This window comes from Pseudoxanthomonas wuyuanensis, assembly GCF_900215535.1.
GTDB lineage: Bacteria > Pseudomonadota > Gammaproteobacteria > Xanthomonadales > Xanthomonadaceae > Pseudoxanthomonas_A > Pseudoxanthomonas_A wuyuanensis.
In genome coordinates, this window is sequence record NZ_OCND01000013.1 from 26,564 (window position 1) to 42,853 (window position 16,290).

Here is a 16,290-nt window from a genome sequence, read left to right on the forward strand (position 1 = left end):
GTGGCCAGTCGACCCTTCCTGGTCCAGTCTCTTCTCCCCCACGCGTGGGGGAGAGGATGCCGAAGGCAGGTGAGGGGGCGAGCGGAGACGGTCGCGCTGTGGAGGGGCGCATGCGCAGCGTTCGTAGTGCGCCCCCCTCACCCCAACCCTCTCCCCCGCGGGCGGGGGAGAGGGGGCAAAAAGCGGGCGGCGGTGCCCGGCGTCCGCTATTGGGTGACGCGCCGCGCTGCGGCCGACAGTGTGGGCATTTGCGGCTTGTCGTTGCCTTCCTTGTCGGGCTGCACGTTGAACGGATAGTCGGGTTTCCACCAGGCGCCGGCGGCCCACCAGGTCCAGCCCAGCCAGACATCGCCGTTGTCGTCGATGTGCTGCAGCATCGCCTTCAGCGCGGCCATGCAGGTCGCATCGGTACCGGCGCCGAATTCGCCAAGAAAGCCGCGCTTGCCGTGCTGCTTCAGCCATTGGGTAAAGCCCTGCAGCTTCTGCACTCCGATCTGTTCGCTCTGGCATTGGCCCGACGTGCCGGAATAATCGTTGTCCAGGTACTGGTGGACTTCGAAGGCGATGCGGTCGGCAGGGTCGTTGATCGCCAGCAGCGCCTCGGCGTTGGACACGCCGCCGTACCAGATGCTGTTCCAGCTGTGCGCGCCGGTGTAGGCGGTGCCCGGCACCAGTACCAGGTTGCGCGCACCGGTTTCGCGGATGGCGTCCAGGCCGGCCTGCGCGGCCCTGGCCCAGGCCACGGCATCGACACCATTGGGCTCGTTCATCAACCCGAAGATGACCGCATCGTCATCCTTGAACTCGCTGGCCAGCCGGCGCCATAAATCGGCGAAGACCGCATCCGGCAGATCGTTGCCGATGCGCTTGCCGTCATACTTGGCGTAGTTGTGCACATCCAGCACCACGCTCATCTGCCGGGCCTTGGCCCGGTTCACCGCGGTGTGCAGATACGACAGCTGGGTGGCATCCAGCGCCGCGTTGGCCTGCGGTTGCAGGCGTTCCCACAGGAACGGCAGCCGCACCGTGTTCATGCCCTTGGAGGCGAAGTACGCGTAGTCGGATTCGCCCGGATACAGATAATCCTTGTACAGCGTTCCAGGTTTGCTTGAGGAGTTGAATTCGGCGCCGGCCAGGTTCACGCCGGCGTAGCGCAGCTCGCGCGCGGTCTGCGCCAGCGCAAGCAAAGGCAGCCATGCCAGCAGCATGGTCAGGCAGGCGATGAAAAGGCAGGTGCTGTAACGGTGTGTGCTGCAACGGCGGGGGGCGTGCAGGTGCATGGCGGCGTCTCCGTGATTGCCCAGTGGAAGCAGCGCACGGAGACACCCGTACGCTGCGGATCAGGAGTTCAGCATCAACGCGATGCTGCTGGCGGCGTCGCGGCCTTCGGCAACGGCGGTGACCACCAGGTCGGCGCCGCGCACTGCATCGCCGCCGGCGAAAATCTTCGGGTGGGTGGTCTGGAACGGCAACCGCCCGTTGTCGCCGAGCGCGCCGCCACCGGCGATGATACGGCCGTTCGGAGTGCCTTCCACGCCCTGCGCAGCCAGCCAGTCCGGCACGGTGGGCGAGAAGCCGAACGCGATGATCACCACGTCGGCTTCAAGCAGCGAATGGCTGCCTTCGATCGGCACCGCGGACTGGCGGCCGCGTTCGTCCGGTTCGCCGAGGCGGGTTTCCACCACCTGCACGCCGATCACCTGATCGTCGGCATCGCCTTCGATCAGCACCGGCTGGCGGTTGAACAGGAAGCGCACGCCTTCCTCGCGCGCGTTGGCGACTTCGCGCGCCGAGCCGGGCATGTTGGCCTCGTCGCGGCGGTACGCGCAGGTGACCTTGGCCGCGCCCAGGCGGATGGCGCTGCGCACGCAGTCCATGCCGGTGTCGCCGCCGCCCAGCACCACCACGCGCTTGCCGGCCATGTCGGGCAGCGCGATGGTGTCTTCCCAGCCGGCGATGGGCCGGCCCCAGGGATCGTTGCCGCCGACGATGCGGCCGTTCTGGACCAGGAACGGCAGCGCGGGCAGCACGCCTTTCAGATCCTGGCCCTGAAGGCCGCCATCGGTATAGCGGTAGGCGCCGGTGCCGAGAAACACCGCATCGTATTCTTCCAGAAGCTGCTCAAGCGGGAGGTCACGGCCGATTTCCACGCCCAGGTGGAACTGCACGCCCATGCCCTCCAGCACATCGCGCCGACGCGCGACGATGCTCTTTTCCAGCTTGAAGCTGGGAATGCCGAACTGCATCAGCCCGCCGATCTGCTCGTAGCGGTCGAACACCACCGCCTGGATGCCGTTGCGCGCCAGTACATCGGCGCACGCCAGCCCGGCCGGGCCGGCGCCGACCACCGCCACCCGCTTGCCGGTGGCCTGCACCTCGCTCAGGTCCGGGCGCCAGCCCTTCTCCAATGCGGTATCGACGATGTATTTCTCCACCGCGCCAATGGTGACCGCACCGAATTCCTCCAGCGTGCAGGCGCCTTCGCACAGCCGGTCCTGCGGGCAAACGCGCCCGCACATCTCCGGCAGCGGATTGGTGGTGTGGCACAGCGCGGCGGCTTCTTCGATGCGGTTCTCCTGCACCAGCTGCAGCCATTGCGGGATGGCGTTGTGCACCGGGCATTTCCAGCTGCAGTACGGATTGCCGCAATCCAGGCAGCGCCCGGCCTGGTGCTGCGCCTCGGGCAGCGCGAACCTGCCGTACATCTCGCCCCAATCGCCGGACGTGCGCAACTCCAGCGGAATGCGCTGCGGCATCGTGCGCGGCAGATCGAGAAACTGGAAGACTTGCTTGCGGCTCATAGGGCGAGGAGTGAGTGAGGAGGAGTGAGGAACGAGTGACAGCCAGAGCTAGGAACGAGTGGAGAGGAACGAGGAACGAGTGAAAACGAGAAGTGAGTGAAGAGGAGTGAGGAACGAGTAGGGAGAATGGGAGGAGAGCAAAGGAGCCAGGGACAGGTGGCGAGCTGCTGTCAGCCGGCTTTTGCCTCTACTCGTTTCTCACTCCTCTTCACTCGTTCCTCGCTTCAAGCTGCGCGCCTCAACGTCTCGGTCAGCGATTCGATGCTGGCCGCTTTCGGTTTGACCAGCCAGAACTTGCCCACGTAGTCGCGGAATTCGTCCAGGATCTGCTGCGCCCAGATGCTGCCGGTCAGTTCGCGATGGCGCTGGATCAGGGTGTGGATGTGTTGGCGGTAGTTCTCGAACCCTTCCGGCGAGATGCGGTGGATGTCGATCAACTCGTGGTTGTAGCGGTCGACGAAATCGCGATCCAGGTCCAGCACATAGGCCAGGCCGCCGGTGAAGCCGGCGCCGAAGTTCAGGCCGGTACGGCCCAGCACCATGACGATGCCGTCGGTCATGTACTCGCAGCAGTGGTCGCCGGCGCCTTCGAGCACCGCCAGCGCGCCGGAGTTGCGCACGCCGAAGCGCTCGCCGGCGCGGCCAGCCGCGAACAGTTCGCCGCCGGTGGCGCCGTACAGGCAGGTATTGCCCAGGATCGGCGTATTGCGCGCCTCGAAGCGCGCGCCGCGCGGCGGACGCACCACCAGCCGGCCGCCGGCCATGCCCTTGCCGACGTAGTCGTTGGCCTCGCCTTCCAGTTCCATCTGCAGGCCGCCGGCGTTGAACGCGCCGAAGCTCTGCCCGGCGGTACCGCGGAAGCGCAGGTTCAGCGGCGCATCGGCCATGCCCTGGTTGCCGTGCGCGCGGGCGATGGCGCCGGACAGGCGTGCGCCGATGCTGCGGTCGGTGTTGTGGATCAGGAAACGGTGATCGCCGCCGGTCTTTTCCGCGATGGGTTTGGCCAGCAAGCCGTCCAGCTGGGTGGCCAGGCTGTCGGGCGATTCGTACAGGCGCTGGGCGGCGCAACTGCTGCCGCTGTGGCCGGCGCCCTGCAGCAGCCGCGACAGATCGACATTGACGCCTTCGCGCGGCGACACCTGCAACTGCTGCAGCAGATCGGTGCGGCCGACGATCTCGTCCAGCGAACGCGCGCCCAGGTACGACAGCCACTGCCGCACTTCTTCGCTGAGCAGGCGGAAGAAGTTCTCCACCCGTTCCGGCAGGCCGGTGAAGTACTGCGCGCGCAGACGCTCGTCCTGGGTGGCCACGCCGGTGGCGCAGTTGTTGAGGTGGCAGATGCGCAGGTACTTGCAGCCCAGCACGATCATCGGCGCGGTGCCGAAGCCGAAACTGTCGGCGCCCAGCAGCGCCGCCTTGACCACGTCCAGGCCGGTCTTCAGGCCGCCGTCGGTCTGCAGCACGGCGCGGTCGCGCAACTGGTTGGCCACCAGCGCCTGATGCGATTCGGCCACGCCCAGTTCCCACGGCACCCCGGCATAGCGGATCGAACTGAGCGGACTGGCGCCGGTGCCGCCGTCATGGCCGGACACGGTGATCAGATCCGCACCGGCCTTGACCACGCCCGCGGCGATGGTGCCGACGCCGGCATGCGAGACCAGCTTCACCGATACCAGCGCCTGCGGATTGACCTGCTTCAGGTCGTAGATCAGCTGCGCCAGATCCTCGATGGAGTAGATGTCGTGATGAGGCGGCGGCGAGATCAGGCCGATACCCGGACGCGCGTAGCGCAGCCGCGCGATCATTTCGTTGACCTTGTGGCCGGGCAACTGGCCGCCCTCGCCGGGCTTGGCGCCCTGCGCGACCTTGATCTGCAGCACCTCGGCGTTGACCAGGTATTCCGGGGTGACGCCGAAACGGCCGGAAGCGACCTGCTTGATCTTGCTGCGCTTCTCGGTGCCGTAGCGGGCCGGGTCCTCGCCGCCTTCGCCGGAATTGCTGCGCCCGCCCAGCCGGTTCATCGCGATCGCCAGCGCTTCGTGCGCCTCGGGCGACAGCGCGCCCAGGCTGATGGCGGCGGTGTCGAAGCGGCGCAGGATGTCGCCGGCATCGGCGACCTGTTCCAACGGCGTCGGCGCATCGGCCTGCTTCAACTGCAACAGATCGCGCAGCGCCGACGGCGGCCGGTTGTTGACCGCGTCGGCGTACTGTTGCCAATCGCTCTGCTCGCCGCTGCGGGTGGCGCGCTGCAGCGTCATCACCACGTCCGGGTTGTACATGTGGTACTCGCCGCCATGCACGTACTTGAGCAGGCCGCCGATTTCCGGCTTCTGCAGTTCGTTCCAGGCGTTGCGGCTGAGCTGGCGGGCTTCGGTATCCAGCCGCGCCAGACCGACGCCGCCCACGCGCGAGGCGGTGTCGGGGAAGCACAGGTCGATCACGTCGGTATCCAGGCCGACGATCTCGAATAGCTGCGCGGCGCGGTAGCTGGCGATGGTGCAGATGCCCATCTTGGAGATGATCTTGGACAGGCCCTTGTAGATGCCCTTGCGGTAGCTGCGGCCGATCTGCGCCTGCTCGCCGCCCTTCTTCAGCTGCAGGATGCCGCGCCGGCCCAGATCGAACAGGGTCTGGTAGGCCAGGTACGGATACACCGCGGTGGCGCCGTAGCCGAGCAGGCAGGCCATGTGGTGCGGGTCGCGCGCGGTGCCGGTCTCGATGATCAGGTTGACGTCGCAGCGCAGGCCCTTGCGCGACAGATGATGGTGGACCGCGCCGGTGGCCAGCAGCGCATGCGCCATCGGCCGCTCGGCCACCGGGTAGCGGTCGCTGAGCAGCAGCATCACCATGCCTTCGCGCGCGGCCTGCTCGGCCTGCGCGCAGATGCGTTCCAGACCGGCCTTCAGGCCTTCTTCCGGCGCGTACGACAGATCGATCAGCTGGTGCTTGTCGGCGTACTGCGGCATCTTCAGCAGCTGGCGCAGCTTGCGCTGGCTCAGCACCGGCGAGTTGAGGATGACGTGGTTCACCGTCTCCGGGCCGGCATGGAAGATGTTGGTCTCCTTGCCCAGCTGGGTGGTCAGCGACATCACGCAGTCTTCGCGCAGCGGATCGATCGGCGGGTTGGTGACCTGGGCGAAGGCCTGGCGGAAGTAGTCGTACAGCGGCCGGGTCTGCCGGCTCAGCACCGCCATCGGGGTGTCGTCGCCCATCGAGCCGGTAGCTTCCTGCTCGGTCTCGGCCAGCGGCCGCAGCACATGCTCCATTTCTTCGCTGCTGAGCTGGAACAGCTTGTGGTAGCTGCGCAGGGTCTTTTCGTCGAACGGCTCCTCGACCAGCGACGGATCGATCAGCTCGGTCTGCAGATAGGTCACGCCCTGGTGCAGCCACTGCTTGTACGGCGCGCGGCCGCGGTTGATGCGATCGATGGCTTCCGAATCGAGCAGATCCCCGCGCCTGAGATCGATGGCGACCATTTCGCCCGGGCCCAGCTTGCCCTTGCGGGTGACCCGCTCGGCCGGCAGTTCCCACACGCCGGCTTCGGACGCCACCAGGAAATGACGGTCGCCGGTCAGCATCCAGCGCGCCGGGCGCAGGCCGTTGCGGTCCAGCATGCAGGCGGCGTAGCGGCCGTCGCAGGCGACGATGCCGGCCGGGCCGTCCCAGGGTTCGGTGTTGAGGCCGTAGAACTCGTAGAACGCGGCCAGATCCGAGTCCTTGAATTCCAGCGACTGGGTCGCCGGCGGCACCAGGATGCGCAGCGCCTGCAGCAGATCCATGCCGCCGGCGATCAGCAGTTCCAGCATGTTGTCCAGGCTCTGCGAGTCCGAACCATGCATCGAGATGACCGGATCGAATTCGGCGATGTCGAAGCGCGGCGTCTTCCATACCTTGCTGCGCGCCTGCGCCCAGCTGCGGTTGCCTTCGATGGTGTTGATTTCGCCGTTGTGCGCCAGCAGCCGGAACGGATGCGCCAGCGGCCAGCGCGGCAGCGTGTTGGTGGAGAAGCGCTGGTGGAAGACGACGGCGCTGCTGGTCAGGTCGCTGCGCTGCAGATCGGCGAAGAACAATGGCAGCTTGTCCGGCAGCACCATGCCCTTGTAGCCGATCGAATACGGCGACAGCGTGACCACGTAGAAATCGCCGGTGGTCTGGCGCAGCTGCTGTTCGGCGCGGCGGCGTGCCAGGAACAGCGCCAGCGCGAACGCATCGTCGTCCTGGCCGTCGCCGGCATCGACGAACACCTGCTGGATCAGCGGCAGGGTGTCGTGCGCCAGTTGCCCGCAGACGCTGGCATCGGTGGGCGGCGTGCGCCAGCCGCTGACGGCGACGCCGACCTTGTAGAGTTCCTTTTCGAGCTGGTCGCGGCATTGCGCGGCCAGATCCGCGTCCTGCGGCAGGAACACCAGCCCGGCAGCGAAACGCGCGCCGATGGCGATGCCGGCTTCGCGCGCCAGTGCGCGCAGGAATGCATCGGGTTTGCGGATCAGCAGGCCGCAGCCATCGCCGGTCAGCCCGTCGGCGGCAACGCCGCCGCGATGGGTCATCCGCGACAGCGCGGAAATGGCGGTATCGACCAGCGACCGTGACGGTTGGTCGTCCAGTTGCGCGATCATGCCGAAACCGCATGCGTCGCGTTCGTCGTTCGGATCGTACAGTCCCTGCTGACGGCTGCCTTGGCGGCTGCGAGGTGCCATCTGATGCCTCAAACCTGTAGTGACGGCGACACCGTGCCCTGCCCCGCAGCGGCACTTCGAAATGTCTCCGGAATCCCGACTAAAGCACAGTTGCTGCGGTGCCGCAACCACGCACCGGAACCGGCGCATTTAGTTGCATCGGCAACTTTCCGCCACGGCCGGCAAAGCGCGGCGCAGATGCGTTCCGGTGGGGGATTTTGCCGGTGGTATGCGCACCGGCAGGTATCGGATTGGTTTCGTGCGTGTGGCGATTGCGGAGAAGCCGCCGGCGTGAAGTTCTCGTCTACGCGTCGGCAATCCGGCCCGGGGGTGGCATTGGTGGGAAGGGAAGGAGTCACCGCCTGCGGGGTGGGACAGACCTATGGAAACGGCGACTTCGGATGGTTTCTTCCGAACGCCAGCAGCCTGTCCAGAAGCCGTCTCTCCACTTGGGAGAAGAACAAAAACCGCCGTGCGAACGCGCGGCGGTTCTGCCATGAATCGTGCCGGTTGGCGGTCAGCCGCAACGCACGGCGGTGACCACGCCCTGCTCATCCTCGTCAACGTTGAGCCGGTTGCCGTCGAACTCCATCGTGACTGCCTGTCCGGGTTTGAGAACGCGCACGGTCTGCGCCTTGGCATCGTTGCGCGCCTGCTCCAGATCGGCCTCGGTGGCTTTCTTGCCGACCGCCCACTGCGCCTGGGTATCGTCGCAGCTGCCTTCGGCCGGTGGCGGCGCCAACGGCTCTTCGCTGGCGGGCTGGGCGACTTCGGCGGCGGCGGCCTGGGACTGTTCGGTGGCTTCGGTCTGTTCGTCCGGTTCGGGGGCACAGGCGGCCAGCGACAGGCTCAACAACAGGGCGGGAATCACGAGACGGGTCATGCGGACTCCAGTAGGAAGGGACAGCGACAAGCATCGCCCAGAAAGCATTCGCATGTCGTTAACACGCGCAGGCCGGTACTCAGCCGCAGCTGATGCGGGTGATCACATTGGCCGCGTCCAGCTCCACGTTGACCCGGTCGGGGCGGTAATCGCGGGTGACCGCCTGTTTGGGGCCGATTGGCCGGATCAGGCCGGCGCCGCTTTCGCGCCAGACCCGCGCCATGGTCGCCTGCTCGGCCGGTTGGCCGACGGCCCATTGCACCGGTTCGGCCTGGCAGGTGCCAGGTCGTGCGGCAGGCGATGCCGGATCCGCCGGCGGCGGCGCGGAGGCGCAGGAGGACAGCGCCAAGGCGGGAAGCGCAAGGGCGAGCATCAACAACGGGCTAGGCAATCGACGGTTCATTCCTTTGTCTCCAACGTTCGGATGGCGGTGCCTGGCCATCTTGTCACCACTTTGCCGGCAAATGCACGAGCAGCCTCCCGGCCGCGAGCTTTTCCCCGGTCCTGACGTGGAAGCAGGAGTTCGCACCGAGGACGGCGCTCCTACGATCAGCATTCCATCGCCGGACGGAACCGCCCTTTGTGCAGCGAGGCGAGGACATCGCTACAAGGGTGGGGTGGGGCGGCCGAGCCGGGAACGTTCGAACCACCACAACGCGGAAGCGGCCAGCAGCCAGGCCAGCAACCACGGCCAGGAGGAGCCGCGGCGGGCGGATGGGCCGGAGGCGGGCGCGGTCTTCGAAGTTGGCGGCTGTGCGCCGGCCAGTTGCAGCGTCGCTTCGCGCATCCGCGCCATCTGCAGCGCTGAGGCAGTGTCGCTGGCGTGAACGAAGAACGGCGATGGTTGCTGATCGCCCTGTTGCAGCCGATGCCAGCCGCTGTGCTGCGGCCAGAATGCGGCGCAGGCGCGTGCGCCGGTCACCGCATCGATGCGCAGCGGTACGCGGCTGCCGTCGGGCGCAGTCACCTCCGTCTCGGCTTCAGTGTCCAAGCCGCAGATGGCGACGCGCTGCCCCTGACGCGCGTCGTCGTCGATGACGGGCATCGTCTGCGCGGTGCCGCGCGCCAACGTCGCGAAGGCCTGGCTCCACAGTTCGCCATGGCGCTCGCTGCGCCCGGCCAGCGCCAGCTTGAAGCTGTCGGTCAGCGCCCACACCGCGATGCGCCCGCGGCCTTCGGCGCGCCAGCCGGCCAGCAGCTTGCCTTCGCCATCGTGCAGCAGCGGCACGAGATCGTCGCCACCGATGCCCAGCACGCGCCGGGACAGCACCGGCAGTTCGGCGCCCGGATGCTCGTCGTCGATGGGCGCGTGGCCGCTGCCCGGCCCCAGCCGCGCGCGCAGCATGGCGTTGTCGCCGCTGGTCTGCGGCAGGCGCACGTTGGCGCTTTCGCGGCCGCTGCCCGGATCCAGGCCAAGCGCGCGCAGCTGGCGACGGTCGGAGTCGGACAAGGGACCGGTCACCCGCAGCAGCACGCCCAGTCCTTCGCGCAATGCTTCGGCCACGGCGCCTCGAGCGCCGGCGCCAAGCCCGCTCCAGGCGCGTTCGTCCACCACCAGCAGATCGAAGCCGCTCAGGTTGGCCGCGTTCAATGCCAGCGGCGCGTCGCCCAGCTGCAGTCCGCCGCCGACGCTGATCTGGGTATGCAGTCGCAGGCCGGCATCGCTGGCCCAGCGGCGCAGGTATTTCAGTTCGGGGCCGGGCGCGCCGGCCAGCACCAGTACCCGCAGCGGCGCGCCGCTGGCGGTCTGCAACGGCAACGGGATTTCTTCCAGCAGCTGCTGTTTGGCATCGCGCAGCCGCAACCGGAACGTCGCCAATCCGGCCACGCGCGAGGCGCCGGTCAATACGAAGCGGCCATCTTCGGGCAGCGCCTGCCGATCCACGCGCTGCGCGCCGGGGTCGACCAGCTCGACACTGCCGCCTGCCACCGAATGCGCGCGGCCATGGATCCGGAACGCATCGCCAGCGGCGACCTGCCGCGGCGCCTGCAGCTCGATGATGCCGGATGGTAGCGGCGCAGGAAGGTAGTCGATGCCGAATCCGCGCGCCGCGTCGCGATCGCGCGGTTCGAGCCCTGCGCCGATGATGCGCAGCCGCTGCGTGCCCGGGTGCCGGCGCAGTGCGGTGGCCAGATCCGGTACCGGTTCGGCCGCGGCCAACCGCGGCGCTTCCGGCAATGCCACCCGCGCTTCGCCGCTGCGGTGTTCGCCCGATTGCGCCGCCGTGGCCCGTGCGGTCAGCACCAGCAGCGTGCCGGCCTCGGTTTCGACCCTGGGCGGCAGCAGCGCGAAGTACAGCAAGACCGCCAGCAGCGGCTGGCCCAGCCACAGCAAAGCCAGCCGCCAGCCGCGCGCGCGCTGCCCGGGCGCGGTGCGGCGTTGCCAGCGCAGCAACCGCCACCACGCCAGCAGCACGGCCAGGCCCAGCAGCGCGGCGATCAGCAGTTGCAACGATGGCTTCATCGGCCGCTCTCCTGCCGCAGCGCATCCAGGTAGCGCTGTCCGGCTGCATCGCCGCCGTCGCGACGCGGTACGTTGGCCGCGGGACGCGCCAGCAGCGGCCACAGCAAGGTCCGCAGCCGTTCGCGGCACTGGTCGCAGTCGGGCTGCCGGCGCAGCGCGTCGATGGCGGCAATCAGCGACAACGGATCGCCTGCCTGCGCCGGGTGCTCGCGCAGCCAGCGCTCCAGCGCGTCCAGATCGGCTGCTGCCTCCGCTGCCCCGCTGGCCGGTCCGGTCTCCAATGCCTGCCACAGCGAGCCGATGGTCGGGTCCGCGGCGGTGGCCGCGGCCAGCGTGTCGGCACGACGGGCCAGTCCGGCGCGGTCGCCGCTGAGCCGGCGGCTCTCGTCGATAGGCGGCAATTCCGGCCCGACCCGCGCCAGATAGATGCGGCTGGCCTGTTGCACCTGCTTGATGAACTCCAGCGCCTTGTAGGCATAAGGCAGCGCCCGCTCCGGATGGCCCTGGCGCAGCTGCAGCTCCGACTGCCACATCTGATCCAGCGCCTGCTTCAAGGTGGCGCGGGTTTCCGGATCCAGCAGCGTCGCCGCTTCGGCGTGGTCGTGGGTGTGGCCGTATTCGGCCAGCACGTCGGCTTCGCGGCCGAAGCCGGTGCTCTGCGCGGGTGGCGTGCCGTGGTCATGATCGTGATCGGCGCCGGCGACCGTGCTGTCGCGATCGTGATCATGCTCATCGCCCTCGTCGTCGTGGCTGTCTTCGCCATCGTTTGTCGGCGGCGGTTTCGGAGCGCCTTCGGCTTCCTCGCCGAGGAACTGGCCGTAGCGCAGGCGCAGGATGCGCTGGTCGACGCCGATGGCGTCGGAGCGTTCGACGAAGCGGTCGCCGGCCAGTCGGGGCTTTTCCTTCAGCAGCGCCTCGGCGTCGATGATGATCTGGCGCTGGCTGCGGAAATAGGCCGGCAGCGTTTTCTTGACCATGCCTTCCAGGCCGCTGCTTTCGTTGCCCAGGTCCGAGGGCCAGCGCAGGATCAGGCTGGGACTGCGCGCGTTCTGCGGCCGCGGCGCGCGGTTGTCGTCGACGCTCAGCTGCACGACCAGATCGTCGCCGGCGGCCAGGCCCAGCGCTGCCAGATCCAGCCGGTGCGTATAGCGCTTGCGGGTGGCATCGCCGCGGCCGGGCACGCCGACGGTGGTTTCGCGGAAGGTGATGTTTTCGCCGGTGCCCTGCGCCAGGGTGATGCGCAGCTGCGCGTTGGCGGCAATGCCGTAATCGTCGCTGCCTTCGAACACGACCTCCCAGCTGCGCTGGCCCAGCGTCATCAGGCTGAGGCTGCGCTCCGGGGCGATGACCTTCAGCTGCGGCGGCCGGTCGGCGATGGCATCCAAGCGGTGCAGCGGCGCGGCGGGTGCCGATGGCGCACCCGCCGCTTCCACCCGGTACAGCGTGGAGGCGTCCAGGCGCTGGCTGCCGACCCAGTCGCCATCGTGCTGGCTCAGCGGCAGGCGCCTGCCGTCGTGGAACACCAGCGCGACCGCAGCCGGCTGCGGCGCGAAGCGCAACCGCCATTGCAGCTGTGAGCCCTGCGGCGCGCGCGCCTGCAGGCTGGCTTCTTCGCGCACCGGCAATCGCGTGTACGCCGGCGGCGCGATGCGCAGTTGCTGCGCGGTCATGCGGATGGGTACCGCGACCGCAGCCGCGGCGGAGGCCGGGCCCGGCGCGGCCGCTGGTGAGGGCGGCCGCGCTGGCCACGCCAACGCGGCCGCCAGCACGATTAACGCGCTCAGCGTGGAGGCGGCCAGCCGCGGCAATGGCCAGGCACTGCGCAAATCCGCTGGCGCGGCGCCGAGCCGTTGCTGCAGGCGCTGGCGCTGCAGCTGTTGCAGCGGGTTAAACGCTGCCGCGTCGGCCAGCAGCAGATCCGCGCTGTCCTGCATGTCCGTGCGGCGCGCATTGAGCTCGCGTACCGCCCAGGCGTGGCCGCGTTTGCGCCACTGCCAGCCACCCCATACCGCGAGCGCGGCGATCGACAGCAGCGCCATCGACAGCGCGGCCGCGGCGCCGGCGCTTCGCCAGCCGGCGGCAGCCAGCGCCGCGGCCCACGGCACGACGAACGCGGCCGCGATCAGCAGCCGCTGCCGGCGGGCGGCATTCAGCGCATCGCGCAATGGCTGTGCTGCGTTCATGGCGTGGCGGCCCGCTGCGGGCGCGTGGCCAGCCAGCGCTCGCCAACGAACAACAAGGCGATCAACAGCGCCAGCCACGGCTGCAGATCGCGCGGCGGTTGCGGATAGGCGGGCGCGCCGGTCAGCGGCGCGTGCGCCTGGGCATCGACGCGGCTCGGCGGTTGCGGTGGCGGCTCGAACAGCGCACGCAGGCGCTGCGGAAAATCCGCTTCCAGCAGCTGCGGCATCGCCTGTGGTTGCAGCGCGCGGGTCAGCCGCAGCAGGCGGCCACGGCCGCTGGCGGCGCCTTCGGCCAGCACGGCGCCGTCGCCGCCGCGCCACAGCGGCGTCATCGGCACGGTCGAATCGAAGACGGTTTCCGCATCGATCAACGCGGTGCCGCCGCTGTCGATCCAGCGCTGGATTTCAGCCGGTAGCGGGCCAGGCGCCAACCAGATCAGCTGTCGTGCGCCGGCGGCGATGGGCTGTCCGGCGGGCGCGATCGAGATCCCTGTCGATGCCGGCATCGCGGTCGAATCAGGCGTTGCTGTCGTTGGGGAGTCGGTCGCCGGCGCGCGCCATGCGGCGGCGGCAGCGCGCAGATAGCGCAATGCCGGCGCACGGTCTTCGCTATGGCGCACCGCCAGCGTCAATGGCGCAGGGGGGACGGGGTTCTGCGCCGGCACCGTGCCGGCGGCCACGCGCCAATCGACGGTGCGCGACAGACGCGGCCGCTGCGCATCGGTGCCGCCGATGTCGGCAGATACGAAAACGGTCAGCGCAGTGTCCGCGGGCAGTTCGGCATCCAGCTGGCGCAGCAGGCTGCTGACCGGTTGCGCTTGCGGCGGCGGCGGGTCCTTGAAATCGGGAAAACCTGGGGCCAGCCACAGCCAGCGCGCATCGGCGGGCAATCCCGCCTCGCCCAGCGCGGCCGCATTCACGCCCGGCACCACCGCCACGCGGTGTGCGCGCTCCGCGCTGCCGTACAGCACAGGCTGCGCCAGCCACAGCGCCAGCAGCGCCAACAACAGCAACCGCAACAACAGCAACGGCCATTCGTCGAAACGGATGCGATGGCGCGGCTTGGGTTTCTGCCGCAGCCAGCGCAGCGCGGCAAACTCGGTCGGGCGCTGCTCGCTGCGCCGGGCCAGATGGATCAGCAGCGGCAATGCCAGCGCCGCCAGGGCGGCCAGCGCGGCCGGCAGCAGCAGCGCCAAGTTCATGCGGGCATCCCCAGCGGGCTCGCGTGGATGCTGCGGCCATGCCCACAGGTACCATTGCTGCATCCGACGCGCGCAGCAACCAACGCAAGCGTGGCGCATGCCATCGCAGCGGTTTCAAGCCGGCTCCTCATGCGTACTCCGCCGCGCCGTGCGCGCCGAACAGGCGCCGCAACGGCAGGTCCAGCGGCTGATCCATCACGTACTGCGCATGCCGTATGCCGCTGGCGTCCAGCCGTGCCTGCAACAGGCGTTGCGCGGCGGCGAAGCGCTGCAGGTAGTCGGCGCGCAACGCGGCGCCATCGCCCAGCAGCTCTTCGCCGGTTTCCGGATCCCGGAACCGGTGCCCGCCGCGGAACGGGAAGTCGCGCTCGTCGCTGGTCAGCACCTGGATGGCCAGCACCTCGCGCCGTGCCGCAGCCAGGCGTTCGACCAGCGCCAGCTCGGCGTCATCGAAGAAATCGCTGATCGCCACCACCAGATCGCCAGCGCCGATGCGTTCCCACAGCGGATTGAGCCGTTCGCCTTGCGGGAAGGCGCCGTGCGGCGACAGCGCGTGCAGTTCCAGCAGCAGGCGATCGCGCTGGCGCGGACCGGCGCCGGCCGGCATCAGCCGCAAGCCGTCTTCGCGCAATCCGATCAGGCCGAAGCGATCACCCTGGCGCAGCGCCAGCTCGGCGATGCAGGCGGCCAGCGATTTGGCCGCGTCCAGGCGGATGCGCTGCGGCGGCGTGCGCTCGCGCTGGCCCATCGATGCCGAGGCGTCGATCAGCAGCCACACCGTCAGCGGACTTTCGCGCTCGGCTTCGCGGACGAAGAAGCGATCCGAGCGCGCATACAGTTTCCAGTCGATCTGGCGCAGTTCATCGCCGGGTTCGTAGGCGCGGTACTGCGCGAATTCCAGGCCGGCGCCGCGGCTGCGGCTGTGGTGCAGGCCGATGCCCTGCGCGCCAGCCGCGCGCCGTGCGGTCAGCCGCAGCTCGCGGAGCCGGCTGCGTACCTGCGGCGGGATCAAATCGTGCGGCACGGCGGCGGGTCGCTCAGGCGGGGAACGGCACGCCGCGCAGCAGCGCGGCAATCACGTCATCGGGGCTCTTCTGCTCGGCCTCGGCGGCGAACGACAGCAGCAGGCGGTGGCGCATCACCGGTGCGGCCAGCGCGGCGATGTCCTCGCGGGTGGCGGCCAGGCGGCCGTGCAGCAGTGCGCGCGCCTTGGCCGCCAGCACCAGCGACTGGCCGGCGCGCGGCCCGGCGCCCCAGCGCACGTACTTGCGCACTTCCTCCGGCGCGGCGCCGTCGCCGGGCCGGCTGGCGCGCACCAGCCGGGTAATCCAGGCCAGCAGATCCTCGCCCAGATGCACCTCGCGCACGCGCGCCTGCAAGGCGATGACCTCGTCGCCGTGCATCACCTGCGGCACCGCGGGACTGTGGCTGCCGGTGGTCTGCGCCAGGATGTCGTGTTCTTCCTGTTCGCTGGGGTAATCGACGCGGATGTGCAGCAGGAAGCGGTCCAGCTGGGCCTCCGGCAGCGGGTAGGTGCCGGCCTGTTCCAGCGGATTCTGCGTGGCCAGCACGAAGAACGGCGCGGGAAGCGCGTGGGTGACACCGGCGTAACTGACCGTGCGTTCCTGCATCGCTTCCAGCAATGCGGCCTGGGTCTTGGGCGGGGTGCGGTTGAGTTCGTCGGCCAGCAGCAGGTGGGTGAACACCGGGCCGGGTTGGAAGCGGAAGTGGCGATGGCCGGTGCCGTGGTCTTCCTCCAGCAGTTCGGTGCCCAGGATGTCGCTGGGCATCAGATCGGGGGTGAACTGCACGCGCCGGAACTGCAGCTCCAGCGCCTGGCCCAGCGAACGTACCAGCAGGGTCTTGCCAAGACCGGGCACGCCTTCGAGCAGGCAGTGGCCGCCGGCGAGCAGGCCGATCAGCAGTTGTTCGACGACATCCTGCTGGCCGACGATGGCCTGGGCGATGGCGTCGCGCAATAGGCCCAGGCGGGCGAGTTGAGCCTGGATATCGGATTCGGTGAGGGGGTGGTCGTTGGTGGAGGTGGTCATGGGGGACTCGCTGATTTAGTTGGTTGCCGG

10 protein-coding genes are annotated in these 16,290 nt (G+C 69.0%); all 10 read right to left on the reverse strand.

Annotation, left to right across the window (positions count from 1 at the left end):
- Window positions 1–206: 206 nt before the first annotated feature.
- The 10 genes from CRO39_RS18880 to CRO39_RS18925 all read right to left on the reverse strand — a co-directional run bounded on the left by CRO39_RS18880 (window position 207) and on the right by CRO39_RS18925 (window position 16,260).
- The gene (locus CRO39_RS18880; RefSeq protein WP_097123568.1) at window positions 207–1,208 is read right to left on the reverse strand and encodes a glycoside hydrolase family 5 protein; all 1,002 of its coding nucleotides are present in this window, start codon (window positions 1,206–1,208) and stop codon (window positions 207–209) included.
- A 132-nt stretch (window positions 1,209–1,340) separates the two neighbouring features.
- A complete protein-coding gene (locus tag CRO39_RS18885) occupies window positions 1,341–2,801 on the reverse strand; it encodes an FAD-dependent oxidoreductase (protein WP_097123527.1) in 1,461 nt (486 codons plus the stop codon).
- 224 nt (window positions 2,802–3,025) lie between these two features.
- On the reverse strand, window positions 3,026–7,498 hold the full coding sequence (gene gltB / locus CRO39_RS18890) for a glutamate synthase large subunit (RefSeq protein ID WP_097123528.1): 4,473 nt from the start codon (window positions 7,496–7,498) through the stop codon (window positions 3,026–3,028).
- Between the two features lie 496 nt (window positions 7,499–7,994).
- Window positions 7,995–8,360 (reverse strand): I78 family peptidase inhibitor, encoded by a 366-nt coding sequence (locus tag CRO39_RS18895; protein WP_097123529.1) that lies wholly within the window; start codon window positions 8,358–8,360, stop codon window positions 7,995–7,997.
- A 79-nt stretch (window positions 8,361–8,439) separates the two neighbouring features.
- Complete coding sequence (locus CRO39_RS18900; protein ID WP_238394673.1) at window positions 8,440–8,763, reverse strand: I78 family peptidase inhibitor; 324 nt, start codon at window positions 8,761–8,763, stop codon at window positions 8,440–8,442.
- 201 nt (window positions 8,764–8,964) lie between these two features.
- Complete coding sequence (locus CRO39_RS18905; RefSeq protein WP_097123531.1) at window positions 8,965–10,824, reverse strand: hypothetical protein; 1,860 nt, start codon at window positions 10,822–10,824, stop codon at window positions 8,965–8,967.
- Complete coding sequence (locus CRO39_RS18910) at window positions 10,821–13,007, reverse strand: hypothetical protein (RefSeq protein WP_176520234.1); 2,187 nt, start codon at window positions 13,005–13,007, stop codon at window positions 10,821–10,823. Before CRO39_RS18910 ends, CRO39_RS18905 begins: the two co-directional genes overlap by 4 nt.
- Window positions 13,004–14,209: a BatA domain-containing protein gene (locus CRO39_RS18915; RefSeq protein ID WP_097123533.1), complete on the reverse strand. Its 1,206-nt coding sequence runs from the start codon at window positions 14,207–14,209 to the stop codon at window positions 13,004–13,006. Before CRO39_RS18915 ends, CRO39_RS18910 begins: the two co-directional genes overlap by 4 nt.
- A gap of 127 nt (window positions 14,210–14,336) precedes the next feature.
- Window positions 14,337–15,233, reverse strand: a complete 897-nt coding sequence (locus CRO39_RS18920; protein WP_097123534.1) for a DUF58 domain-containing protein — start codon at window positions 15,231–15,233, stop codon at window positions 14,337–14,339.
- A gap of 13 nt (window positions 15,234–15,246) precedes the next feature.
- Complete coding sequence (locus CRO39_RS18925) at window positions 15,247–16,260, reverse strand: AAA family ATPase (protein WP_097123535.1); 1,014 nt, start codon at window positions 16,258–16,260, stop codon at window positions 15,247–15,249.
- Window positions 16,261–16,290 lie beyond the last annotated feature (30 nt).